This window comes from Enemella evansiae (assembly GCF_004362375.1).
Lineage (GTDB): Bacteria > Actinomycetota > Actinomycetes > Propionibacteriales > Propionibacteriaceae > Enemella > Enemella evansiae.
Genome location: NZ_SNXA01000014.1, coordinates 126,378 through 149,388 on the forward strand (window position 1 = coordinate 126,378; position 23,011 = coordinate 149,388).

19 protein-coding genes are annotated in these 23,011 nt (G+C 68.4%); 11 read left to right on the forward strand and 8 right to left on the reverse strand.

Annotation, left to right across the window (positions count from 1 at the left end; genetic code table 11):
- Positions 1–8 precede the first annotated feature (8 nt).
- Positions 9–926, reverse strand: a complete 918-nt coding sequence (locus C8D81_RS19570) for a LysR family transcriptional regulator (RefSeq protein WP_208109409.1) — start codon at positions 924–926, stop codon at positions 9–11.
- A 95-nt stretch (positions 927–1,021) separates the two neighbouring features.
- Between C8D81_RS19570 and C8D81_RS19575 the strand changes: the two genes are divergently transcribed.
- Entirely contained in the window at positions 1,022–2,233 is a 1,212-nt protein-coding gene (locus C8D81_RS19575) for an MFS transporter (protein WP_094433320.1), read from the forward strand.
- Positions 2,234–2,235: 2 nt separating this feature from the next.
- Here C8D81_RS19575 and C8D81_RS19580 read toward each other — a convergent pair whose 3' ends face one another.
- From C8D81_RS19580 to C8D81_RS19590, 3 genes are read right to left on the reverse strand one after another with little or no spacing between them, the layout of a single operon-like run.
- A complete protein-coding gene (locus C8D81_RS19580) occupies positions 2,236–3,354 on the reverse strand; it encodes a bifunctional 2-methylcitrate synthase/citrate synthase (protein ID WP_094433322.1) in 1,119 nt (372 codons plus the stop codon).
- Positions 3,355–3,396: 42 nt separating this feature from the next.
- Positions 3,397–4,290, reverse strand: a complete 894-nt coding sequence (gene prpB / locus C8D81_RS19585) for a methylisocitrate lyase (RefSeq protein ID WP_094433324.1) — start codon at positions 4,288–4,290, stop codon at positions 3,397–3,399.
- On the reverse strand, positions 4,290–5,771 hold the full coding sequence (locus C8D81_RS19590) for an MmgE/PrpD family protein (RefSeq protein ID WP_094433326.1): 1,482 nt from the start codon (positions 5,769–5,771) through the stop codon (positions 4,290–4,292). Before C8D81_RS19590 ends, prpB begins: the two co-directional genes overlap by 1 nt.
- A 152-nt stretch (positions 5,772–5,923) precedes the next feature.
- On the opposite strand from C8D81_RS19590, the gene C8D81_RS19595 reads away from it, so the two are divergent.
- A complete protein-coding gene (locus tag C8D81_RS19595) occupies positions 5,924–7,315 on the forward strand; it encodes a short-chain fatty acyl-CoA regulator family protein (protein WP_229119717.1) in 1,392 nt (463 codons plus the stop codon).
- A gap of 420 nt (positions 7,316–7,735) precedes the next feature.
- Here the strand turns inward: C8D81_RS19595 and C8D81_RS19600 are convergent, their stop codons facing one another.
- Positions 7,736–8,398, reverse strand: a complete 663-nt coding sequence (locus C8D81_RS19600; protein WP_208109410.1) for a GntR family transcriptional regulator — start codon at positions 8,396–8,398, stop codon at positions 7,736–7,738.
- 13 nt (positions 8,399–8,411) lie between these two features.
- On the reverse strand, positions 8,412–8,954 hold the full coding sequence (locus C8D81_RS19605; RefSeq protein WP_094433330.1) for a VOC family protein: 543 nt from the start codon (positions 8,952–8,954) through the stop codon (positions 8,412–8,414).
- 174 nt (positions 8,955–9,128) lie between these two features.
- On the opposite strand from C8D81_RS19605, the gene C8D81_RS19610 reads away from it, so the two are divergent.
- The 4 genes from C8D81_RS19610 to C8D81_RS19625 are packed head-to-tail and all read left to right on the forward strand — an operon-like array spanning position 9,129 to position 15,546.
- The gene (locus C8D81_RS19610) at positions 9,129–11,309 is read left to right on the forward strand and encodes an alpha-ketoacid dehydrogenase subunit alpha/beta (RefSeq protein ID WP_094433332.1); all 2,181 of its coding nucleotides are present in this window, start codon (positions 9,129–9,131) and stop codon (positions 11,307–11,309) included.
- A gap of 19 nt (positions 11,310–11,328) precedes the next feature.
- Positions 11,329–12,732 (forward strand): dihydrolipoamide acetyltransferase family protein, encoded by a 1,404-nt coding sequence (locus C8D81_RS19615; RefSeq protein ID WP_208109411.1) that lies wholly within the window; start codon positions 11,329–11,331, stop codon positions 12,730–12,732.
- A gap of 41 nt (positions 12,733–12,773) precedes the next feature.
- On the forward strand, positions 12,774–14,120 hold the full coding sequence (locus C8D81_RS19620) for an MFS transporter (protein WP_208109412.1): 1,347 nt from the start codon (positions 12,774–12,776) through the stop codon (positions 14,118–14,120).
- A 43-nt stretch (positions 14,121–14,163) separates the two neighbouring features.
- Positions 14,164–15,546 (forward strand): aldehyde dehydrogenase family protein, encoded by a 1,383-nt coding sequence (locus C8D81_RS19625; RefSeq protein ID WP_133626648.1) that lies wholly within the window; start codon positions 14,164–14,166, stop codon positions 15,544–15,546.
- A gap of 53 nt (positions 15,547–15,599) precedes the next feature.
- Here the strand turns inward: C8D81_RS19625 and C8D81_RS19630 are convergent, their stop codons facing one another.
- Positions 15,600–15,998: a universal stress protein gene (locus tag C8D81_RS19630; RefSeq protein WP_094355612.1), complete on the reverse strand. Its 399-nt coding sequence runs from the start codon at positions 15,996–15,998 to the stop codon at positions 15,600–15,602.
- A 164-nt stretch (positions 15,999–16,162) separates the two neighbouring features.
- On the opposite strand from C8D81_RS19630, the gene C8D81_RS19635 reads away from it, so the two are divergent.
- The 5 genes from C8D81_RS19635 to C8D81_RS19655 all read left to right on the forward strand — a co-directional run bounded on the left by C8D81_RS19635 (position 16,163) and on the right by C8D81_RS19655 (position 21,513).
- The gene (locus C8D81_RS19635; RefSeq protein ID WP_133626649.1) at positions 16,163–17,143 is read left to right on the forward strand and encodes a Bug family tripartite tricarboxylate transporter substrate binding protein; all 981 of its coding nucleotides are present in this window, start codon (positions 16,163–16,165) and stop codon (positions 17,141–17,143) included.
- Positions 17,140–17,700: a tripartite tricarboxylate transporter TctB family protein gene (locus C8D81_RS19640; RefSeq protein ID WP_133626650.1), complete on the forward strand. Its 561-nt coding sequence runs from the start codon at positions 17,140–17,142 to the stop codon at positions 17,698–17,700. The genes C8D81_RS19635 and C8D81_RS19640 overlap by 4 nt, the downstream gene beginning before the upstream one ends.
- Positions 17,700–19,205: a tripartite tricarboxylate transporter permease gene (locus C8D81_RS19645; protein ID WP_133626651.1), complete on the forward strand. Its 1,506-nt coding sequence runs from the start codon at positions 17,700–17,702 to the stop codon at positions 19,203–19,205. Before C8D81_RS19640 ends, C8D81_RS19645 begins: the two co-directional genes overlap by 1 nt.
- A gap of 65 nt (positions 19,206–19,270) precedes the next feature.
- Positions 19,271–19,642, forward strand: coding sequence for a UBP-type zinc finger domain-containing protein (locus C8D81_RS19650; protein ID WP_229237988.1), 372 nt, complete (start codon positions 19,271–19,273; stop codon positions 19,640–19,642).
- Positions 19,639–21,513: a GMC family oxidoreductase gene (locus C8D81_RS19655; protein ID WP_133626652.1), complete on the forward strand. Its 1,875-nt coding sequence runs from the start codon at positions 19,639–19,641 to the stop codon at positions 21,511–21,513. The genes C8D81_RS19650 and C8D81_RS19655 overlap by 4 nt, the downstream gene beginning before the upstream one ends.
- On the opposite strand, the gene C8D81_RS19660 is transcribed toward C8D81_RS19655, so the two are convergent.
- On the reverse strand, positions 21,499–22,743 hold the full coding sequence (locus tag C8D81_RS19660; protein ID WP_133626653.1) for an exonuclease domain-containing protein: 1,245 nt from the start codon (positions 22,741–22,743) through the stop codon (positions 21,499–21,501). The genes C8D81_RS19655 and C8D81_RS19660 overlap by 15 nt on opposite strands.
- Between the last annotated feature and the right edge of the window lie 268 nt (positions 22,744–23,011).

Sequence of the window (23,011 nt, forward strand, 5' to 3'; positions counted from 1 at the left end):
ATGGCGCATCATCGGTGGCCCGCCTGCTCCAACAACTCGGCCAGTGCGGCCAACGCCGGGGTCCGATGATCGGTCCGCCAGATCAACCCCAGCTGACTGGTCGCCTCCAACCCGCGTACCGGGAGGGCCCGCAGGTCGGCGCGGGCATGATGCTCGACGAGCGGCCGGCAGACCAGCATCGCGTGTTCGCCGGAGGCGGCCAGCGCCAACCCCTGCTGGATGCTGGTGATTCCCGCGGTGGAAAGGATCGGTACCCCGGCCGGGGTCGCCGGGGGCGTACGTGCCGCCTTCCAGTAGTGCGGCGCATCCCCGATCCGATGCAGCAGATCGAGCCCGGCCAGCTCCTCGACCTCCAGCGAATCCCGGTCGGCCAACCCATGGTCGGCATGCACCAGGACGAACTGATCCTGGGCCGGGAAACGGAATCCGACGGTCAGCTCCGGCTCATGCACCGGCAGCTCGGCGATCACCGCATCCACCTCACCGTCCAGCAGCGCGGTGAACGGTGAGCCCAGCGGCAGGTCATGGGTGTGCACCGCGACCCCGTGCTGTTGGTGCAGGGCCCGGAAGGTGCCGGTGATCTCCTCGTACACCATCCCGGTGAAACCGATCCGCAGCTCCGCCAGCGCGCCGCGCATGGCCCGGTCCCGGGCGCGATCGAAGGTCCGTTGCAGTGTTCGGTACGCCGGGCGCACCTCCTGGACGAACTGCGCGCCGACACGGGTCAGGCCGACCCGCCGGCTGGTTCGCTCCACCAGCCGCGCACCGACCCGGGACTCCAGCGTGGCGATCAGCTGACTGACGCGCGACTGCGAATAACCGAGCCGATCCGCGGTCCGGCCGAAATGCAGCTCCTCGGCCAGGGTGAGCAGGCACTCCAGCTGCTGCAGATGCGCCTGATGCATGGTCGCCGAAACCGTGGTCATGGCACCACCGTAACCCGCGGATCGATGAGCTGGACTGATCGATCATTGAGCAGATCGGCGTTGTTCCCGCGCTGCCGCGGCGCTGGAATGGCGGCATGGATTCTCCCGCAGCGAGCTCCCAGGCGGTACGCCCGGAGCGCACCTCGACCGCTGGCTGGATCGCCGTCGGCGTACTGAGCCTGGCCACCTTCCTGGTCGTCACCTCCGAGATGCTGCCGGTCGGACTGCTCACCCCGATGGCCGATGGGCTGGCCATCTCGGCCGGGCTGACCGGTTCCAGCCTGACCGTCACCGGGCTGGTGTCCGCGGTCACCGCCCTGCTGGTACCTCGGCTGCTCGGGATGTTGGATCGGCGGCTGGTGCTGGCGGCGGCGATGGTGGTGCTCGCCGTCGGCAACCTGCTGACCGCGTTCGCCGGCGGCTTCGGCACGCTGGTGCTGGCCCGGGTGGTCCTCGGCCTCGGCATGGGCACTGTCTGGGGACTGGCGGCCGCGGTGGCGGGCCGCTTGGTCGCACCGGTGCACGGCGCCCGGGCCGTCTCGCTGGCGGTCGGCGGTGTCGCGGCGGCATCGGTGTTCGGCGTACCGCTGGGCACCCTGCTCGGCAACGCCGCCGGCTGGCGCGCCGCCTTCGCCACCCTCACTGCACTGGCCGCAATCCTTGCCGTGGCGCTGATTCTGGCGCTGCCACGATTGCCGCGACCGGCCGCGGCCACGGACGGCACCGACGACACGGGGCCGCGATCGCTGGCCCGCCCCGAGGTCGTCACCGGGCTGATCGTGGTGGTGCTGCTGGTCACCGCGCACTTCGCCGCGTACACCTATGTCCGCCCGATGCTGGAAGAGCTGCCGCGGCTGTCGGCGAACACCATCGCCCTGCTTCTGTTGCTCTACGGGGTTTTCGGGTTGATCGGCAACTTCGCCGCCGGCGCCCTGGCGGCCCGGCGGCCCCGGCCGACGGTGCTGCTGCTGGCCGTCAGCATCGTGGTCGCACTCGCCACCCTCGCCCTGGCCGGTACCGGCGCGCTGATCGCCGGTCTGGCGGTGGCCCTGTGGGGTGTGGCCTATGGCGGCCTGTCGGTGGGCGGCCAGCTGTGGATGACCACCGCCGCGCCGGACCGCGTCGAGCACGTCACCGGCCTCTATGTCGGCTTCTTCACCGCCTCCATCGCGCTCGGCGCCTTCCTCGGTGGCGTGGTTGTCGAGGGCGCCGGGTTGCTGCCGCTGCTGTGGGGGAGTGCCGGCCTGGCACTGCTCTCCCTGATCTTCGGGCTGCTGCGTACCTGCACCGATCGATCGCGGAAGTGAACTCAGGCGACCGCGACCGCCCGCTGCGCCGGACCGCTGTAAACGCTGGTCGGGCGGATCAGGCTGTTCGCGGCGAGCTGTTCGTTGATGTGCGCGGTCCAGCCGGTGATCCGCGCGGCCACGAAGATCGGCGTGAACACCGGGGTGTCGAAACCCATCAGGTGGTACGCCGGGCCGGCCGGGTAGTCCAGGTTGGGATGCAGCCCCTTCGCCGCGTACATGGGCTTGGCCAGCGCCTCGTAGAGGTCGAGCAGCTGCTGGCCGTTGCGCAGCTCGGCGACCTCCTGCAGGGCCTGGCGCATCGTCGGCACCCGGGAGTCGCCGTTCTTGTAGACCCGATGCCCGAAACCCATGATCTTGCGCTTCTCGGCGAGCGCCTGCTGCAGCCAGGCCTCGGCCCGGTCGGCGGAGCCGATCTCGGTGAAGATCTCCATCACGGCCTCGTTCGCACCACCGTGCAGGGGGCCCTTCAACGCACCGATCGCCGCGGTGACGGCACTGTAGAGATCCGACAGCGTCGAGGTCACCACCCGCGCGGTGAACGTGGAGGCGTTGAAGCTGTGCTCGGCATAGAGCACCAGGGAGGTCTCGAAGGCGCGCACGATCTCCGGTTCGGGCACCTCGCCCAGGGTCACGTAGAGGAAGTTCTCTGCAAAACCGAGGTCGTCGCGCGGGGTCAACGGCCGCAGGCCATGCCGGCGACGCTGGGTCAGTGCGACCACCGCCGGCAGTTTCGCGAACAGCCGCAATGCCTTTTGCTGGTTGGCTTCCACGGTGTTGACATCCTCGGTCGGATCGGTCGCGCCCAGGATGCTCACCGCGGTACGCAGGGTGTCCATCGGATGGGCGGTGTCCGGCAGGGTGAGCAGGGTCTCGGCCAGGTCGGCGGACAGGGCGCGCTGACTGCGCTCGGCCTCGTTCTGCTCGGCCAGCTGCTGCGGGGTCGGCAGCTCACCGTGCCAGAGCAGATACGCCACCTGCTCGAAGCTGCAGTGTGCCGCGAGATCCTGCACCGCGTAACCGCGATAGGTGAGCGAGTTGGTATCCGGGTTGACCATCGACACCTCGGTGGTGTCGACGACGACGCCGGCCAGGCCTTTGTGAATGGTGGGCGTGGACATGGTGGTCCCCTTGTCTGTCGGTGTGTCGGGCGTCGGACGGACCTAGACGCGGAAGTTGAAGACGTTCTCGTCGAAGGCGTTGTAGTCGGAGTAGTCGAGGAGGTCGTAGAGCTCGCGGCGGTGTTGCATGTCATCGAGCAGGCCCTGCTGGGTGCCCTGGTCGGCGAGTGCACGCAACCCGTTCTCGGCCGCCTTCATCGCGAACCGGAGCAGGGTGACCGGATAGATCACCAGATTCACCCCGATGTCGGCCAGCGTCTGCGCGTCGAGCAGTTCGCTCTTTCCGAACTCGGTCATGTTGGCCAGGATCGGCACGTCGAGCGCGGCCCGCATCGCCTCGAAGTCGGATGGACCGCGCATCGCCTCGGGAAAGATCAGGTCCGCCCCCGCATCGGCGTACGCCTTGGCGCGGTCGATCGCGTCGTCGAGGCCGTTGACCGCGGCCGCATCGGTGCGGGCGGCGATGACGAAATCGGGATCGCGGCGGGCGGCCACCGCGGCCTTGATCCGGCGTACCGCGATGTCCGCCTCGACCACGTCCTTGCCGTCCAGATGTCCACAGCGCTTGGGATTCACCTGATCCTCCAGGTGCATCCCGGCAGCACCGGCGTCCTCCAGCAGCTGCACGGTGCGGGCCGCGTTCATCGGTTCCCCGAAGCCGGTGTCGGCGTCGACCAGGGTCGGCAACTCGGTCATCCGGGCGATCTGCTGGGCGCGGCCCGCCACTTCGGTGACCGAGGTCAGGCCGATGTCCGGCAATCCGAGGTCGGCCGAGAGCACGGCGCCGGAGATGTAGACACCCTCGAATCCCTGACGCTCGATCAGCTTGGCACTGAGCGGGTTGAAGGCGCCCGGAAACCGTTGCAGAGAATCGGATTCCAGTCCCGCACGGAACTTCCTGCGCTTCTCGGCGGGAGTGCTGGTGGCCTGCAGCATCAGAAGATCCCCTTGGTGGTCGGGGCCGGGTCGATACCCGCCGGCAGGGCGAGCTCGTGCACCTCGGCGGCGCTCAGTTCGGGGAGCCGGGTGACGGTGTCCAGGAACCGGTCCTGGGCAGCCCGGGCGATGACACCCTCGGTGAGATTGCGGAACTTCGCCACGTACTGCTCGCGGGCGAAGGGCCGGGCGCCCGCCGGATGCGCGTCGGCGACCGCGATCTCATCGGTGATCGTGCTGCCATCGTTCATCGTCACCTCGACCCGACCGCCGAAGGCCGGCTCGGGTTCGTGGTAGCGCCGGGTCCACTCGGGATCCTCGACCGTGGTGATCTTCTGCCAGAGCGCGACGGTGGCCGGGCGGTTCGCGCGCTCCGGGGCGTACGAATCGACGTGGTGCCACAGGCCGTCCTCGAGCGCCACCGCGAAGATGTAGGGGATCGAGTGGTCCAGGGTCTCCCGGCTCGCCTGCGGATCGTACTTCTGCGGGTCCCCGGCACCCGAACCGATCACGTAGTGGGTGTGGTGGCTGGTGTGGATGACGATGCTGGCGACCTCGTCCAGATCACCGATCCGCGGTCCCAGCCGCCGCGCCAGGTCGATCAGCGCCTGGCTCTGGTATTCGGCCGAGTGCTCCTTGGTGTAGGTGTCCAGGATCGCCAGCTTCGCCTCACCCGGCACGGGAAGCGGCACCGTGTAGCTGGCGTCCAGGCCGCTCAGCAGCCAGGCGATCACCCCATCCTCACCCTCATAGATCGGGCTCGGTGCACCCTCACCGCGCATCGCCCGGTCGACGGCCTCGATGGCGGCCTTGCCGGCGAAAGCGGGGGCGTACGCCTTCCAGGAGGAGATCTCACCCTTGCGGGACTGGCGGGTGGTGGTCGTGGTGTGCAGCGCCTGGCCGATCGCCTGGTAGACGATCTCGGTGTCCAGATCGAGCAGGGCGCCGAGGCCGCCGGCCACCGACGGACCGAGATGGGCGATGTGGTCGATCTTGTGCTGGTGCAGGGAAATCCCGCGTACCAGGTCGACCTGGAGTTCATAACCGGCCGCGATCGCGCGCACCAGGTCGGCACCGTTGCGGCCGGTGTGCTGGGCCACGGCGAGGATCGGCGGGATGTTGTCACCGGGATGGGAGTATTCCGCGGCCAGGAAGGTGTCGTGGTAGTCGAGCTCGCGGACCGCGACACCGTTCGCCCAGGCCGCCCACTCGGGGGCGTACCGCCCGGTGATGCCGAAGACGGTCGCACCCGGCGTACCCGGATGGGCGACCGCCTGGTCGCGGGCCGCGCGGACCGGGCGACGGTTGAGGGAGGCGGCGGCCACGGCGGCGTTGTCGATGATCCGGTTGATCACCATCTCGGTCACCTCGGCGGTCACCGGCACCGGGTCGGTCGCCACGGCGGCCAGCTTCCACGCCAGTTGCTGCTCGCGGGGGAGCGGCTCGGCGGAGCGGTAGGTGCGAACGGTGTGGTCGATCATCGGGCTCCTCGTTGATGCCGGTCTGTGAAGCTTGTGCAGCTGTCAAACAGGGTCACTGGGTCGAGGTGTTGAATCAATGCTCGTGTGGTGTCACATCGTGTACACGTTGGATCCCTTCGTGTGAAGATTGTTAACGTGGGCTTGTGCAGAGGATGAAAGCCGGGGTGCGGCTGCGGAAGCTGCGCGAGGACCGCGGGATGTCCCAGGCCGACCTGGCCCGGCTGCTGGACTTCTCGCCGAGCTACGTCAGTCAGCTCGAACACAATGGGCGCCCGTTGACCATGCCGGTGCTGCTCCGACTCACCGAGCACTTCGGGGTGGATGCGGAGTTCTTCGCCGAGCAGGACACCGCCCGGCTGGTCGCCGATGTCCGCGAGGTGTTCGCCGACGACACCGTCGAGGGCAGCCTGGACGGTTTCCAGGTCGACGAGCTGACCACCCAGTTGCCGGATGTCGCACGCACCTTGGTTTCCCTGCATCACCGCTATCGCGAGGCGATGGAGAACATCGCGACCCTGGTGGCCGAACAGGGGCTGGACCGGACCAGCGCGCAACAACCGCACGAGGAGATCCGCGACTGGTTCTATCGCCGACACAATCACGTCGCCGAACTCGATGTCGCCGCCGAACGGTTGTCGGCCGAGCTGCGGCTGATCCCCGGCCAGGCTCGTGACGGGTTGACCACCGGCCTGCGGGAGCGGCACGGGATCGAGGTGGTGACCGAGTCGCTGGGTGCCGATCAGCACCGCTTCGATGCGGAACGCCGGGTGATCCAGCTGTCCCCGTCGCTGCGACCGGGACAGGCCGCGTTCCGGCTGGCCTCGGAGCTGGCGATGCTGGAAGCGGGGCAGAGCATCGACGCGCTGGTCGACGGGGGATCGTTCAGCAGTGGCACGGGTCGCCGACTGGCGCGGATCGGACTGGCCAACTATTTCGCCGGGGCGCTGGTGCTGCCATACCGGGTCTTCCTGGGGGCCGCCGAGCGCTACCGCTATGACATCAGCCGGTTGTCGGCGCATTTCGATGTGGGCTTCGAAACCGTGTGCCATCGGCTGTCGACGCTGCAGCGGCGGGGTACGCGGGGGGTGCCGTTCGCGTTCGTGCGGGTCGACCGCGCCGGGAACATCTCCAAGCGGCAGTCGGCGACCCCGTTCCACTTCTCCCGGGTCGGTGGGTCCTGCCCGCTCTGGGTGGTCTATGAGGCGTTCGGTTCGCCCGGCCGGATCGTCACCCAGATCGCGGAACTGCCGGATGGGAAGAAGTATTTCTGGTTGGCGCGCACCGTGCACCGCTCGACCGGTGGCTACGGGGACCCCGGCAAGACCTTCGCGATCGGTCTCGGCTGCGAACTGCGCCATGCCCATCGGCTGGTCTATTCCGACGGGCTCGAACTCGGGGTCGATGCCGCGATCACCGAGATCGGCATGGGTTGCAAGGTCTGCGAACGTCCGGCCTGCCCGCAGCGCGCCTTCCCCGCGATTGGCAAGGCCCTGCGCGTCGACGAACACGCCAGCAGCCTGCTGCCGTACCCACCGTCGGAGTGACGCGCGGCACGGTCATTGCGTGTCGAGTTGGACCTGGTTCGGCGGAGACGGCCCGCGCCCCGGGCATCGCGGCCGTCTCGTTCGGCCCACCGAAATTTGCGGCTCGTTTCGCGATCGGTGCCCAGATCGGCCGATTCCGCGATCGAGCCGCAAATTCCGCAGCCGGCTCACCCACTTCGCGGCTCGACTCTCACTCAGCGGCCTGCATGCGGTCCGCGGAGTGCAACTCGGGCCGCAGAGTGGGAGTTGCTGATGGCGCATGTCCTGGGGGTTTCGACTCGCTGGCGCTCGCTCAGCCGGCGTACGTGGCTCATCTCGACACGGCCGCTATTGCTCCGCTTCGCTGCGCATGGCGGCCTACTCGATGACCGTGGAGGCGCGGCGGCATGGCGGCCTGCTCGATGAGCGGCTCGCGCGGGTTCAGTTCGAGGTGAACACCTCGGGGTGCTTGGCCAGTTGCAGCCGGCTGCGCCGGATGTGGCCGGCCAGCACCCGCTCCGCCTCCTCGGCGTCGCGCTGTCGCATGGCGTTCACGATCAGGAAGTGGTCGTGGTGCACGACCCGGTTGTTCTCCTCGTAGAAGAGCCGGGTCGCGCGCCGGCGATAGTGCTGGGTGCGGTTCCACAGCGAGACGACGGTCTCGTGCAGCACGATCGTCGGCACCGATTCCAGGCAGGACAGGTGGAACGCCCGGTCGAGTTCGAGGAAGGTCTCCACGTCGTCGGAGCGCTCCATGGTCTCGGCCAGCCGTTCCAGCTCGTCGATCTGGTCGTCGCCCAACGCGGGCACATTGAGCCGCAGCAGCAGCGGTTCGAGCCGCTCGCGCATCTGATACAGCTCCTGGTATTCCTCGGGGCTGAGGCTGGAGACCCAGGCGCCGGTGTTGGCGACCAGGGTGATCAGGCCCTCGCCCTCGAGCATCCGCAGCGCCTCGCGGACCGGCAGTCGGCTCGCGCCCGACGCCTCGGCGATCTCGTCGGGACGGAGCCGCTCGCCGGGGGCGTACCGCTCGGCCAGGATGTCGGCCCGCAGGGTCTCGGCGATCCGGGCTCCGGTTGCTCCGTGCTGCGCTGTCGTGGTCACGCGTGGCCCTCTCTCATCGATGCGGATGTGCGGGGTGCCAGAGCACCCGTTCGGCCCCATTCTCGTATGCCTTGCCCTCGGGGAAGCTGACCAACTCGAACTGAAGTCCCCACGGAGCGCGGAAGTAGACCCAGCGCTGCCCCGTGGCCGACTGGGCGCTCGCCACCGGATCACCCATCACCTCGACATCGTTGGCCCGCAGGAAATCCACCGCGCGGTCCAGATCATCGACATAGAAGGCCAGATGGAAGCCACCCGGATCACTGTTCCGCGGGAACCGTACCGGGTCGTCGTCGGCGGACTGGTAGACGAAGACCTCGAAGTTCGCGCCATTGCCGAGCCGATAGAAGCGGATGTCGCGGATCTCGGTGCGCGGGTGTACGCCCAGGTGGCGGGTCATCCAGTCGTCGTCGGCCCGCTTGCCGGCCAGGTCGTAGATGTGTTCGCAACCGAGGATGTCGACCAGGAACTCATGGGCCGCCGCCATGTCCGGAACGTTGAATCCGATGTGGTCGGTACCACGCAGGCCGGGGATGCCCCGCGATCCTTCAGGCATGTGCGACTCCTCTGTCGACGGGCGATGAATGTATCCAGTCTAACCAGATCAGCCCCGTTCTACGCTACCGATACGCCGATCTGCGGTTGCATTGGATCAAATCAGCATCTACGGTGGATGTACGCACGGCCGCACCGGCCGCACCGGCCGCCCGACGACAGGGGAGTGGCAAGGATGCCCAAGAAGGAGCGACTGCAGACCGGGGTCGACTGGTTCGAACTGTCGACCACCGACCAGGACTGGGAGGACGCTGACCCGGAACTGCTCGGCACGATGCTCAGCCAGCTGCATCTGATCCGAGCCTTCGAGGAGTCGGTGCTCGAGCTGGCCGGTGAGAGCCTGGTGCACGGGCCCGCGCACTCCAGCATTGGACAGGAGGGCGGCGCCGTCGGCTCGATCGTCGGGCTGCGGACCAGCGACGGGATCAACGGCTCCCACCGCGGACACCATCAGTTCCTCGCCAAGGCGCTCAACCACATCACCGGCGGGGTGATCGAACCGGCGAAGGCCGATGCGCCCGACATCCAGGCGGTCCTGCAGCAGACCCTCGCCGAGATCCTCGGTCTCGCCCAGGGCTTCGGCAACGGGCGTGGCGGATCCCCGCACCTGCAGTGGATGGCCGCCGGCGCACTCGGCACCAACGCGATCGTCGGTGGCGGCGCCCCGATGGCGACCGGCAACGCCTGGGCTCAGAAGCACAGCGGCACCACCGACCTCACGATCAACTATCTCGGTGACGGTGCCTCCCAGATCGGCTCCGTGCTCGAGGCGATGAACCTCGCCGCGGCCTGGCAGCTGCCGACCTGCTTCTTCATCGAGAACAACCTCTACGCGGTCTCGACCCGGGCCGATGAGGCCACCGCCGATCCGCGATTCTCCGTGCGTGGACAGGGACTCGGGATCCCCTCCTGGCGCGTCGACGGGATGGATCCGCTGGCGGTGCATCTGGCCACCCTGGAAGCGGCCGAGCGGATGCGCAGCGGTGACGGCCCGACCATCATCGAGGCCGAGGTCTACCGCTTCTTCCACCAGAACGGCCCCTACCCGGGCAGCGCCTTCGGTTACCGCACCAAGGAGGAGGAAGCCGAGTGGAAGGCCCGGGATCCGCTGGATCTCGTCGCCACCAGGATGATCGAACGGGACCTGATCACCACCGAGGAGGTCACCGAGCTGCGCGAACGCGCGCAGGCCGCGATGACCAGGGCGATCGCCGAACTCGTCGAGGACGACCCGGACAACCCCGGCAAGCGCCGGATCCGCCCCGAACTGTGGCCCGAACCCAGCTTCGTCGACGTCGGTATCCGCGGTGACGCCAGCGAGCTCGACGGCCTGCCGGAGCTGGAGTCCGCCGCCCCCGGAACACGCTCGGTCAAATTCGTCGACGCGGTCGCGCAGGTGATGGATCGGCGGATGGAGGTCGATCCCCGGATCGTGGTCCTCGGCGAGGACGTGCACAAACTCAATGGCGGCACCAATGGCGCCACCAAAGGCCTGGTCAAGAAGTACGGCACCGACCGGATCCTGGGTACGCCGATCAGCGAGAACGGCTTCATGGGACTCGCCGGCGGCCTGGCGATGGACGGCCGCTACCGGCCGGTGGTCGAGTTCATGTATCCCGACTTCCTCTGGGTCGCCGCCGACCAGGTTTTCAACCAGGTCGGCAAAGCCCGGCACATGTTCGGTGGGGAGAACCCGATGCCGCTGGTGTTGCGTACCAAGGTCGCGATGGGCACCGGCTACGGGTCCCAGCACTCGATGGACCCGGCCGGCATCTTCGCCGCCAATCCGGGCTGGCGGATCGTCGCCCCCTCGACCGCCACCGACTACGTCGGCCTGATGAACGCCGCGCTCGCGCTGCAGGATCCGGTGCTGGTGATCGAACATGTCGATCTCTACGGGCTCAAGGAAGAATTGCCCGAGGGGGACCTCGACTGGGTGATCCCACCGGGATCGGCCTCGGTCGTCCGCGAGGGGGACGACGTCACGGTGCTCAGCTACCTGTCCATGACCAGGCGGGCCGCCGAGGCGATCGACCAGACCGGCGTGGACGCCGAACTGATCGACCTGCGCTGGCTCGACGCCGCCTCGATCGACTGGGACACCATCGGTGCGAGCATCAAGAAGACCAACGCCGTGCTGATCGTCGAACAGGGCAACCGGGGGAGCTCCTACGGCGGCTGGCTGGCCGATGAGATCCAGCGCCGCTACTTCGACTGGCTGGACCAGCCCGTTGCCCGGGTGACCGGCGGGGAGGCCTCACCGAGCATCTCCCTGATCCTTGAGAAGGCCGGCATCGCCGGCACCGATGACATCGTCGAAGCGCTGGAAACGGTGCGCGCAGGATTCGGAGGCTGAGATGGCCCAGATCATTCGCATGCCAGAGGTCCTGGCCGGTGCCACCGAGGCGGTGATCCAGAGCTGGCTGGTGACACCGGGGACCACGATCGCCGAGGCGCAACCGCTGGCCGACATCGAGACCGACAAGGCCAACGTCGAGTTCCAGTCGGAGTCCGCGGGGGTGATCGGCCGCCTGCTCGCCGGTGAGGGCGATACCGTCGCGGTCGGCGCCCCCATTCTGGTGCTGCTCGCCCAGGGCGAGGACGAGTCCGCGGTCGATGGCCTGCTCGGTGCTGAGGAATCCGACGGGGCCGATGCCCGGCACGAACCGGAACCGAAGGACGTCACCGAGCAGCAGAACGAGCAGCTCGAGGCCCCCTCGGGCTCCGACACCGATGAGTTGCCGGACACTGCCGGGGCACCGGCGCCGCGCACCTCGACGGGGGCGGCCGAACCGGCCGCCGACACGGCCGGCACCGCGGTGGGCGACGCGGCCGGTGACTCGGATTCCGCACCGACACAGCAGGATCAGCCCGCCCGGGACCGGCTCTTCGCCAGCCCGCTCGTCCGCCGGCTCGCCAAGGAGCAGGACATCGACCTGCGCGCGGTGCCCGGCACCGGGCCGAATCAACGGGTCACCCGACGGGACCTGGAGAAGCACCTGTCGACCCCGCCCGAGACCGACACGGACGAGGCGCCGGCCCGGCAGACCCCGGCTCCGGCGGCGCCACCGGCAGCAGCGGCCAGCCCGCTCGGTGCCGGTCACGAGGACGTGCCGCTGGATCGGATGCGGCGCACCATCGCCCGGCGACTCACCGAGAGCAAGTCGACCGTCCCGCACTTCTACATGGTTGCCGAATGCCGCGTCGATGCTCTGCTCGCACTGCGTACCCAGCTCAACGAGGCGGCACCGCGCAAGCTGTCGGTGAACGACTTCGTCATCAAGGCGGTCGCGGGGGCGCTGACGGAGATCCCGGCGGCCAACGCCATCTGGAACGGCGACAGCATCCGGCGGTTCGACGCGGCCGACATCTCCGTCGCGGTGGCCACCGACGGGGGGTTGCTCACACCGGTGGCCCGCGATGTCGCCCGCACCCCGCTCTCGGAACTGAGCGCGACCGTGGCCGATCTGGCCGAGCGGGCGCGGTCGGGGAAGCTCAAGCAGCACGAGCTCGAGGGCGGCAGCTTCGCCGTCTCCAACCTGGGGATGTACGGGATCACCGAGTTCAGCGCGATCCTCAACCCGCCCCAGTCCGGAATCCTCGGCGTGGGCGCGGCCCGCAGGATGCCGGTGGTCAACGATCAGGGTGAGCTGGAAGCCGCGACCGTGATGACGGTCACCCTCTCGGCCGACCATCGCGTCCTCGACGGCGCGGTCGCAGCCGAGTGGTTGCGTGCCTTCCAGCGGCGGATCGAGAACCCGCTGACCATCCTCATCTGACCCTCAGCACGCCCGAGTTTCAACGACGAAACGGAAAATGGATGACCACCGACAACATGCCAGTCAGCCCGGCCGGTGCCCCGGAGAGGCAACGGATCACCCCGGGCGCCCGCCGCGCGATCTTCGCCTCGACGCTCGGCACCGTGATCGAGTGGTACGACTACGCCCTCTACGGGGTCGCCGCCGGCCTGGTGATCAGCCCGCTGTTCTTCCCCGGGCAGGTCGCCGGCCGCGGACTGCTGCTGGCGCTGGCCACCTTCGCGGTGGGCTTCCTGATCCGCCCACTCGGTGGACTGATGATCGCCCACATCGGCGATCGCTACGGCCGCCGCCCGGCGATGCTGCTCACCATCCTGCTGATGGGTGTCGCCACGGTCGGCATGGGCCTGCTGCCGACGGCCGCCACGATCGGGGTCTGGGCGCCGATCCTGCTGGTCGTGCTGCGGGCGCTGCAGGGCTTCGGCGCCGGGGCCGAACTCTCCGGTGCTCTCACGGTCGCCGCCGAATACACCCCCGAACATCGACGCGGCTTCTTCACCAGCATCATCAACATGTCCTCGGGCATCGGCAGCGCGCTGGCGATGCTCGCCTTCCTGGCGGTCTCGGCACTGCCGCAGGAGGTGCTGCTCGGTGGCGCCTGGCGGATCCCGTTCCTGCTGTCGGGCGTGCTCTTCCTGCTCGCGCTCTACATCCGCAAGCGGCTCGAGGAGACCCCGGAATACGTGGCTGCGCAGCGGAAGCACGAATCCGAGGTCGAACAGAGCGCCCCCGTGGCGGAGGTCTTCCGCGCCGACCCGAAGCGCGCGGTGCTGGCCATCCTGCTCTGGTCGGGCCACAACGCCAACACCTATGTGGTGATCACCTTCGCCCTCGGTTACCTCACCACGACCGTCGGCATGGACCGGCCGACGGCCCTGGTGATCACCGTGACGGCGGCGCTGCTCGGTGGCGCGGCCACCCCGATCTGGGGACTGGTCGCCGACCGGATCGGTTACAAGCGGCAATACCTCGGCATCATGGTCTTCGGCGTGGTCGCCGTGGTCCCCTACTTCTGGATGCTGTCCACCGGAAACGTCGTGCTGGTGTCGATCGCGATGTTCATCGCCTCCTGCCTGATCTGGGGCGCCACCCAGGCCAGCGCCGGTGCGGTGACCACCAATCTGTTCCCGGTCGAGTACCGCTTCTCCGGTGTCGCCGTCGCCAAGGAGATCAACGCCGCCGCCGTCGCCGGCCCGACGCCACTGATCGCCGCGGCGCTGGTCGCGGCGGCCGGCGGGCGCCCCTACACCGCTGCCATCTTCATCGGTGCCTGCTTCGTCGTCACGATCGTCTCGCTGCTCGCGCTCGGCAAGCGGGTCGGCGATGTGCCCGCCGAGTCCCTCACCTGACCCGCCCAACGAATCCCGAACCGAACCAGCCAAGGAGCCACCCATGGCCACCATCCGCAGTATTGACCCGACCACCGGCGCGGAGCTCGCCGCCTTCGAGGAGGACACCGACGAGGTCGTCGAGCAGAAGCTGTACGCCGCAGCGGCGGCGGTCGACGCTCTGGAGGCGGCCGGCTGGGACCTGCGGGCGGACTGGATGCGTGCCACCGCCGACCTGCTGGAGTCCGAGACCGAGCAGGTCGCGGCGATGATCACCGCAGAGATGGGCAAGCCGCTGACCCAGGCGAAGGCCGAGGTCGCGAAGTCGGCGTACGCGATGCGCTTCTATGCCGACAAGGCGCGGGACTTCCTGACCGGGGCCGAGCTGGCCGACCCGTCGGTGGTCTCGGCCTCCGGTGCCCGGACCGAGTTCGATCCGCTCGGCGTGGTGCTGGCGGTGATGCCCTGGAACTTCCCGATCTGGCAGGTGGTGCGCTTCGCGGCCCCGGCACTGATGGCCGGAAACGTCGGGATTCTCAAGCATGCTTCGAATGTTCCGCAGTCAGCGCTCTATCTGGGTGAGCTGTTCACTCGCGGCGGTTTCCCCGAGGGAGCGTTCTCGACCCTGCTGATCGGTTCCAAACGGGTCGAGGCGGTGATCCGGGATCCGCGGGTGGCCGCGGTGACGCTGACCGGATCCGAGGGGGCCGGACGATCGATCGCGGCCACCGCTGGCGACGTGCTGAAGAAGGCGGTGCTGGAACTCGGTGGTTCCGATCCCTTCATCGTGATGCCGTCGGCGAAACTGGACGATGCGGTGGAGATCGCGGTGAAGGCCCGGACCTCGAACAACGGTCAGGCCTGCATCAACGCGAAGCGCTTCATCGTGCACACCGATATCTATGACGACTTCGCGGAGAAGTTCGCCGCCCGGATGGCGGCACTGACCATCGGTGATCCGGTCGAGGCGGGCACCGAGATCGGCCCGCTGGCCACCGAGAGCGGCCGCCGCGACATCGAGGAACTCGTCGACGACGCCCGCGACAAGGGTGCCGACATCCTCACCGGCGGTGGCCGCCCCGCGGACACCGAGGGCTGGTTCTATCAACCGACCGTGATCGCCGGAATCACCGATCAGATGCGATTGTTCGCCGAGGAGGCCTTCGGGCCGGTGGCCTCGCTCTACCGGGTGGACTCACTCGAGGCGGCGCTGGAGATCGCCAACGACAGCGACTTCGGGCTCGGGTCGGCGTTCTGGAGCACCGACCAGGCCGAGATCGATCAGGCGGTCCGCCGGATCGAGGCGGGTGCGGTCTTCGTGAACGGGATGACCATCTCCTATCCGGAGCTGCCCTTCGGCGGCATCAAACACTCCGGCTACGGCCGCGAACTGTCGGCGGAGGGCATCCGCGAGTTCTGCAATCTGAAGACCGTCTGGGTGGCCTGAAACCCAACCGGCACGACGAATCTGGCCGACCGCTCCGATCGGGTGCAGGGTGGTCAGCGGTTGTCGGGCTTGACGAACAACAGCGGCATCGGGGCGTCCAACAGGATGCGTTGCACGGTGCTGCCCATCAACAGTTTGCCGACGGCGCTGCGATGTCGGCCGCCGATCACCAGCAGCTCCGCACCGGCCTGCACCGCCTGATCGATCAGCGCGCCCGCCGGGTCCATGCCCTGAGCACCCACCACCACCTGGACCTGGTCCGGATCACCCCCGGCGGCGTCCACCGCGGCTCGGGTCTCGCGTTCGGCATGGTCCCGCGCGTCGGCGCTGAGATCCTCCACGACGTGCAGCACGACGAGTCCTCGTCCGTCCCGCTTCGCCTCGGCGATTCCGGACCGGAGCGCGGCGCGCCCCGCGTCACTGCTGTTGTAGGCCACCGCAACCACACTCATGGCCGTGAAGCATAACCGTGCGCACCACGCCGGCTTGGGCAGGGTTGCCGGTCCGTGGCACAATTCACCAACCGTGAAACCGTGAATCCGACACAGGAGTCGAGTTGAAACTCCCTTTCAGGGTGCCCCGCGTCCTCACCTGGGCGGTGGGAATCATTGTGACCATGGGGTTGGTGACGGCAGCCCTGACCCAGGCGGCGGGATCGGCCCAGAACTCGGACCTGCGGACCCGGTTGACCGTGGTGGCGCCGGCGGCCGCCGGTGGCGGTTGGGACCTGGTGGCCCGGGAAACCCAACGAGCACTGCGAACCCCGGGTGGCGACTCCGGCACCGAGCTGCCGGCGATGGTCAACAACGTGCAGGTGGTGAACGTGCCCGGCGCCGGCGGCACGATCGGGTTGAGCCAGTTGGAACGGTTGACCGGTGATGCGGGCACGGTGATGGTCACCGGGACCGTGATGATGGGCAGCATCGTCCGCAACAAGTCCACCTTCACGCTGGCCGACACGACCCCGATCGCCCGGCTCGCCGAGGATTTCGAGGTGATCGCCGTCCCGCGCGATTCGGAGTTCAAGACGCTCGACGATCTGTTGCGGAAGTGGCGCGAGGACCCGGCCGCACTGCCGATCGGCGGCGGCTCGGCCGGCGGCATCGACCACATGGTCGCGGCACAGCTCGCCCGCAGCGCCGACATCGATCCGGCCAGGATCGTCTACTCGGCGTACAGCGGTGGCGGTGAGCTGACGCTGTCCCTGCTGTCCCCGCAGGCCGGCACCGTCGACGTCGGAATCAGCGGCTACAACGATTTCCGGGATCTGCTCGAGGGTGGCGACCTGCGCGCGCTGGCCGTCGTCGCCCCGGAACGCCTGCCGAACACCGACATTCCCACGATGATCGAGTTGGGATACCCCGAGGTCGATCTGGTGAACTGGCGCGGGATCGTCGCACCGCCCGGGGTGACCCCCGAGGAACGAACGGAGTTGATCAGGATCACCGAGGAGATGATCGCGACCCCGGCCTGGCGGTCGGCGGTCGAACGCAATCGTTGGAAGGACTCCTATCTCTCGGGTGATCAGTTCGGCGCCTTCCTGGCCGACGAACAGGCCCGGATCGATGGCCTGCTGCGTGATCTGGGGTTGGCATGAGCCCGGCATCGAAGGTCGAGCAGACCGAGGCCGACCGCGCTGACCGCGCCGCCGACGGTGACCGCAGCGCCCGTGGTTATGGGGCGCTGGTGATGCCGCTGCTGATGCTCGGGGCGGCGGGTTATCTGATCTACGGCCTGCTCACCATGCAGGTCGTCGAGGGTGACGAACTGCTCGGCCCGACGGCGATGCCGTGGGCCGCCGCCATCGGACTCATTGTGCTGGCGGTGATCTATGCCATCGACATCCTGCGGAATCCGGGTGACCAGCACGCGGGGGAGAGCACCCATCCGACGCCGATCAACTGGCGCAGCGTGGGGATCGCGGTCGCCAGCCTGGTCGTCTTCGCGCTGATCCTCGAGCCCATCGGCTGGTTGCTGTCGGGTGCGGTGCTGTTCTTCGGCATGACGATGGCGCTGGGGCTCGGGGATCGGGCCGCGCGCCGGCCCCTGTTCAACGCGCTGCTGGCCCTGTCGTTCTCGGCGATCGTGCAGCTCGTCTTCGCGGGGCTGCTCGGGCTCAGCCTGCCGGTCGGCATGCTCCTGGGAGGGTCGTGATGGAACAACTGCCCGATCTGCTGGCCGGCTTCGGTGCGGTGCTGACCCTGGAGAATCTGCTCTGGCTGGTCCTCGGTGCACTGCTCGGCACCGCCGTCGGGGTCCTGCCCGGGCTGGGCTCCTCGATGGCCGTCGCCCTGCTGCTGCCGATGACGTTCACCCTGTCACCGATCGCGGCGCTGATCATGTTCGCCGGGGTCTACTTCGGTGGCCTGTTCGGTGATTCGATCTCCGGCATCCTGATGAACACCCCCGGCAACTCCACCGCGATCGCCTCCACCTTCGAGGGCCACCGGATGGCGCTGTCCGGACGCGCCCCGCAGGCGCTGGCGACCTCCGCGATCGGCGCGTTCATCGGTGGCCTGCTGGCCACCGTGGTGGTGGTCTTCACCGTGCCGCTGCTCGCCGGGCTCGCCACCAGTTTCGGTCCGCCGCAATATCTGGCGCTGGCCGTCTTCGCCTTCATCGCGATCTCGGCGGTGGTCTCCGACAGCGCGATCCGCGGCCTCTGCGCACTGCTGATCGGGATCACGCTGTCCTTCGTCGGGATCGACCAGATCACCGGCACCCAACGCTTCACCGCCGGCGTACCGGCGCTGTTCGACGGGATCCACATCGTGGTGATCACGGTCTCGATCCTGGCCCTCGGTGAGGTCCTCTACCTGGCCTCCCGGGTCGGCCAAGCCGATGACAACTCGCTGATCAAGAGCAAGGGGCGCCCGTTCCTGTCCCGGAGCGAGTTCCGCAAGACGTTGCCCGCCTGGCTGCGGGGCACCGCCATCGGGCTGCCGTTCGGGGTGATCCCCGCCGGTGGCGCCGAGGTGCCGACGCTGCTCTCCTACGGTCTGGAACGCAATATCGACAAGCGATCGGAGAATCCCGAGTTCGGCAAGGGCGCCATCCGCGGCGTCGCCGCACCCGAGGCCGCCGGCAACGCGACCGCGGGCACGGCGATGGGTGCGCTGCTCGCCCTCGGCCTGCCGACCTCCGCGACCGCCGCGCTGATGCTGGCGGCATTCCAGCAGTACGGCATGCAGCCCGGCCCGCTGATCTTCGAACGCAACGGTGAGGTCGTCTGGGCGCTGCTGGCGAGCCTGTTCATCGGCCTGATCGTGCTGCTGGTGTTGAACCTGCCGTTCGCCCCGCTCTGGGCCCAGCTGCTGCGGATTCCCAAGCCCTACTTGTATTCCGGGATCACCGTCTTCGCCTGCCTGGGTGTCTACTCGGCGAGCAGCTCCACCGTCGATCTGTGGTTGATGATCGGCCTCGGCCTGGTCGGGTTCTGCATGCGGCGCTACGATGTGCCGCTCGCGCCGGTGATGATCGGCATCATTCTCGCCCCGCTCGCGGAGACCTCGTTGCGGGCCGCCATGCAGAACTCGGACAACGACTGGTCGGTGCTCACCTCGGAACCGATCACGATCACCATCTATGTCCTGCTGGCACTCGCGATCGTCTGGACGGTGGTTCGCAAGGTACGCCAACGCGGCAGCCGGGACTTCTGAGGGCCGCCCCGCACCGGAGACGGGGCGGCCCCGGGGGGCCGGGGGTGATCGCGTAGCGTGAGTGCATGAGCGACAACAAAGACATCCCCGCCATCGATCCGAGCGTGCCGCCGAGCGGTACCGGCTGTGTCGAGTGCCTGGCCACCCCGGGCGGCTGGTGGGTGCACCTGCGCCGCTGCGCCGCCTGCGGCCACATCGGCTGCTGTGACAGCTCGCCCTCCCAGCACGCCACCGCTCACTTCAAGAAGACCGGGCATCCGGTGATGGCCAGCTTCGAACCGGGGGAGGACTGGTTCTACGACTTCACCACCCAAAGGTGGCGACGGACCCGAACTCGCCCCGCCAACCAGTCACCCGGAGGACCAGGGGGCGCCGGCGCCCGCGGACCGGGTGCCGGACAACTGGATGTCGTTGATCCACCGCTGAGGCGACGATGAGCGACCAGACGACGGACGCGCCGGAAGAGTTCGACTTCATCGTCGTCGGTTCCGGCGCCGGTGGCGGCCCGCTGGCGGCGAACCTGGCACTCGCCGGGCATTCGGTGCTGGTGCTCGAGGCGGGCGGCGATCACGCCTGCCCCTACTATTCGATTCCGATCATGCAGGCGTACGCCAGCGAGGACGCCGACCTGCGCTGGGACTTCTTCGTCCAGCACTATGACGATCCGGCCCAGCAGGCCCGCGATCCCAAGCTGGTCAGCGATCCCCAGCGCGTCGGAGATCGCCCGGGAGTGCTCTATCCGCGGGGCTCGACGCTGGGTGGCAGCACCGCGGTGAGTGCGATGGTCACCATCTATCCGCACGCCAGCGACTGGGAACGCCTGGCCGAGCTGACCGGCGACCCGAGCTGGGGTGCCGAGGCGATGCGTAACCTGTTCCGCCGGCTGGAGGCGTGGCGCGGCGTCGACGCCGAACCGTTGCCCGGTGACGATGCCGCGACCCGGGACGCGAAGGCGGGGCACGGTCTCGACGGTTGGTTCGGCACCACCCGGGCCGATCCCAAGGTCGGTGGCCGGGAGCCGATGTTCCTCGACATCATCGGCGCGATGGAGCGCACCGCGCGGGACCGCTTCGGCATCCCCGAGGAGGTCTCGCTGCCCCGCGATCCCAATGCTGCCGACACTTCCCAGGATTTCCAGGGGATGACGTTCATCCCGGTGGCTGTCCGTGACGGTCACCGCAACGGCAGCCGGGAGCGGTTGCAACAGGTCACCGGGATGCGTCCGGACCGGTTGGAGATCCGGCTCGACGCACTGGTCACGCGGGTGCTCTTCGAGGGCGACCGGGCGGTCGGGGTGGAATATCTCGACGGCCCGGGCCTGTACGCCGCAGCGCCCGCGGCCGACTCGGCGCCGGCCGAGCCGCGGCGGCGTACCGTCCGGGCCCGGCACGAGGTGATCCTGGCCGGTGGGGCGTACAACACCCCGCAGCTGCTGATGCTGTCGGGTATCGGGCCACCCGATGAGCTGGACCGCCACGGGATCGAGACCCGGGTGGCTGCGCCCGGAGTCGGGGCGAACCTGCATGACCGCTACGAGGTGTCGGTCAATTTCCAAGTGAGCAAGGATTATCCGATCTTCGCGGGTTCCTCGCTGGACATCCCGGCCGACGGGCAATCCGGCGACGCGCTGTTCTCCGAATGGCAGGACGATGCCGGTGGGCCCTACTCGACGAACGGTTCGCTGGCCGCCATCATCGCCCGCTCCTCGGTCGCGGGGGAAGCCTCGGATCTGATCATCTTCTCGCTGCCGATCGATTTCCACGGCTACTATCCCGGCTATTCGCATGACGCGGTGGCCCGACACGACCAGCTTTCCCTGCTGGTGTTGAAAGGGCACACCGACAACCGCGCCGGCACCGTCACGCTGCGCTCGGCCGATCCGCGCGCGGTCCCCGAGATCCGCTTCCGCTATTTCGAGGAGGGCAGCCCCGGTTGGCAGCGCGACCTCGACGGTGTGGTCGACGGCATCGAGATCGCCCGGGACGTGGCGGCTCACCTGGACGAGGTGCAGATCGCGCGCGAGGAGCTTCCCGGTGAGCAGGTGCAGGACCGGGCCGGACTGGCGGAGTATGTGCGTGACCAGGCCTGGGGCCACCATGCCTGTGGAACCGCATGCATCGGCCGCGACGACGACCCCGAGGCCGTGCTCGACGGTGACTTCCGGGTGCGGGGTGTGCGGGGCCTGCGGGTCGTCGACGCCTCGGTCTTTCCTGACATCCCCGGATTCTTCATCGCCTCGGCGGTCTATCTGGTCTCGGAGAAGGCCAGCGATGTACTGCTCGACGAATACGGGTCAACCGCCGAGTGAGCCCAGGATCTTGGCGAAGGCGTCCTCGGTGATCACCGGGATTCCGTACGCCCGGGCCTTGGCCGCCTTGCCGCTGAGGCTGTTCGGGTCGGCGGCGACAACCAGTCGGGTCGCCCTGGCCACGCCACCCGGGACGAGTCCGGCTCGGCGTGCCAGCGCCTCCCATTCACTGCGCTCACGCTTCATCTCCCCGGTGAACGCAATGCGATCGCCGGGATTGAGGGTGAGTCCGACCATCTGCATCAGCGCATCGGTCATGCCGGCATCGTGATGTGAGCGCTCGGCATCCGCCAACGCGGTGTCGAGATCGGCCGGGCTCAGACCGAGCATCCGGGTGGCCTGGACGAGTTCGGCATGTTCGTCGTCGGTGACGACCCCGTCGTGCCACGCGACCCGAGCCATCGTCAGCAGGTATCCCGCATGCACATCCAGCACCTGACCGCGATTCAACCGCAGGCTGGTCGCGGTGTGCACGAGGTCGTCCTTCTCGCTCTCGGAGAGAAACCCGTCCAGCATGGCCATTTCCAGCACAGCCAGGTAGGCATCGACCTGCGGGGAGGCGGCGCGCGGCATCAACGAGATGATCCGGGCGAGCCACTCATCGGGGCGGTGCTGACTCACCGAACCGCGCGGCTGCAACCGGAACTCCGACCACATCCCCCAATCCGTCGGCCAGGGGTACGCGCGGGCCGAGGACAACTCGGGTCGCCACGGTGGCTCGAATTCGCAACGGTCGAGGTAGTAGGAGAGCAGGCCGGCGGTGGCGACGGCGTCACCGCCGGCGCTGTGGGCACGCTGGTTGGGAATGCCGATGGCGCTGCAGCAATCGGACAGCCCACGCCCGGGACTGGTGACGAAGCTCGGCGCCCACCGCATGGTGCAGACACCCGCGATGGGCAGTTGGCTCAGCGAGATCCCGACCCGCCCCAGTTCGGCGGCCAGGAAGCGCAGATCGAAGGATGCGTTGTGGGCGACCAGGACTCGACCTGCGATCGAGCGCATCACATAGGGGGCCAGCTCGGCGAAGGTGGGTGCCCCGACGACATCGGACGCGGTGATCCCGTGGATCCGGGTGGGTCCGACGTCCCGGCCGGGATCGATCAGGGTGCTCCACCGGTCCTGGATCTGCCCCTCGTGGGACACATAGGTGACCGCGAACTCCACGATGCGGTCGTGGCGCTCGGGAACGAGACCGGTGGTTTCGACATCGATCACGGTGTAACCAGTCATCGCAACGCCTCTCAGGGTGGGTGTGCGCTGGATGGCAGGAAGCTATCAAAAGGTGACGGTTGACACACCGATTTCGGCTGCTAGCGTGGCTGGAGCCGCTGGTGAACAACGATGTTCCCGGCGGTGCATCAGTAGGGAGCAGAACCGTCCCGGCGCGTGAAAACCCTGCAGAATCGACGCGCAACCCAGTTGTCAGCGGCGTGTCGCACGTGCGCCCGGGCCGATATCCCTACGCTGAAACAGCAACGGAAGCTCCCGAGAGAAGGAC

Excerpts from the sequence above, each read along its gene's own strand:
- C8D81_RS19655 (WP_133626652.1), top strand. The coding sequence starts at position 19,639 with ATGAGCGACCAGACGACGGACGCGCCGGAAGAGTTCGACTTCATCGTC.
- C8D81_RS19630 (WP_094355612.1), bottom strand. The coding sequence starts at position 15,998 with ATGAGTGTGGTTGCGGTGGCCTACAACAGCAGTGACGCGGGGCGCGCC.
- C8D81_RS19575 (WP_094433320.1), top strand. The coding sequence starts at position 1,022 with ATGGATTCTCCCGCAGCGAGCTCCCAGGCGGTACGCCCGGAGCGCACC.
- prpB (WP_094433324.1), bottom strand. The coding sequence starts at position 4,290 with ATGCTGCAGGCCACCAGCACTCCCGCCGAGAAGCGCAGGAAGTTCCGT.
- C8D81_RS19660 (WP_133626653.1), bottom strand. The coding sequence starts at position 22,743 with ATGACTGGTTACACCGTGATCGATGTCGAAACCACCGGTCTCGTTCCC.
- C8D81_RS19595 (WP_229119717.1), top strand. The coding sequence starts at position 5,924 with ATGAAAGCCGGGGTGCGGCTGCGGAAGCTGCGCGAGGACCGCGGGATG.
- C8D81_RS19580 (WP_094433322.1), bottom strand. The coding sequence starts at position 3,354 with ATGTCCACGCCCACCATTCACAAAGGCCTGGCCGGCGTCGTCGTCGAC.
- C8D81_RS19570 (WP_208109409.1), bottom strand. The coding sequence starts at position 926 with ATGACCACGGTTTCGGCGACCATGCATCAGGCGCATCTGCAGCAGCTG.
- C8D81_RS19620 (WP_208109412.1), top strand. The coding sequence starts at position 12,774 with ATGACCACCGACAACATGCCAGTCAGCCCGGCCGGTGCCCCGGAGAGG.
- C8D81_RS19615 (WP_208109411.1), top strand. The coding sequence starts at position 11,329 with ATGCCAGAGGTCCTGGCCGGTGCCACCGAGGCGGTGATCCAGAGCTGG.
- C8D81_RS19640 (WP_133626650.1), top strand. The coding sequence starts at position 17,140 with ATGAGCCCGGCATCGAAGGTCGAGCAGACCGAGGCCGACCGCGCTGAC.
- C8D81_RS19590 (WP_094433326.1), bottom strand. The coding sequence starts at position 5,771 with ATGATCGACCACACCGTTCGCACCTACCGCTCCGCCGAGCCGCTCCCC.
- C8D81_RS19645 (WP_133626651.1), top strand. The coding sequence starts at position 17,700 with ATGGAACAACTGCCCGATCTGCTGGCCGGCTTCGGTGCGGTGCTGACC.
- C8D81_RS19625 (WP_133626648.1), top strand. The coding sequence starts at position 14,164 with ATGGCCACCATCCGCAGTATTGACCCGACCACCGGCGCGGAGCTCGCC.
- C8D81_RS19635 (WP_133626649.1), top strand. The coding sequence starts at position 16,163 with ATGGGGTTGGTGACGGCAGCCCTGACCCAGGCGGCGGGATCGGCCCAG.
- C8D81_RS19605 (WP_094433330.1), bottom strand. The coding sequence starts at position 8,954 with ATGCCTGAAGGATCGCGGGGCATCCCCGGCCTGCGTGGTACCGACCAC.
- C8D81_RS19610 (WP_094433332.1), top strand. The coding sequence starts at position 9,129 with ATGCCCAAGAAGGAGCGACTGCAGACCGGGGTCGACTGGTTCGAACTG.
- C8D81_RS19650 (WP_229237988.1), top strand. The coding sequence starts at position 19,271 with ATGAGCGACAACAAAGACATCCCCGCCATCGATCCGAGCGTGCCGCCG.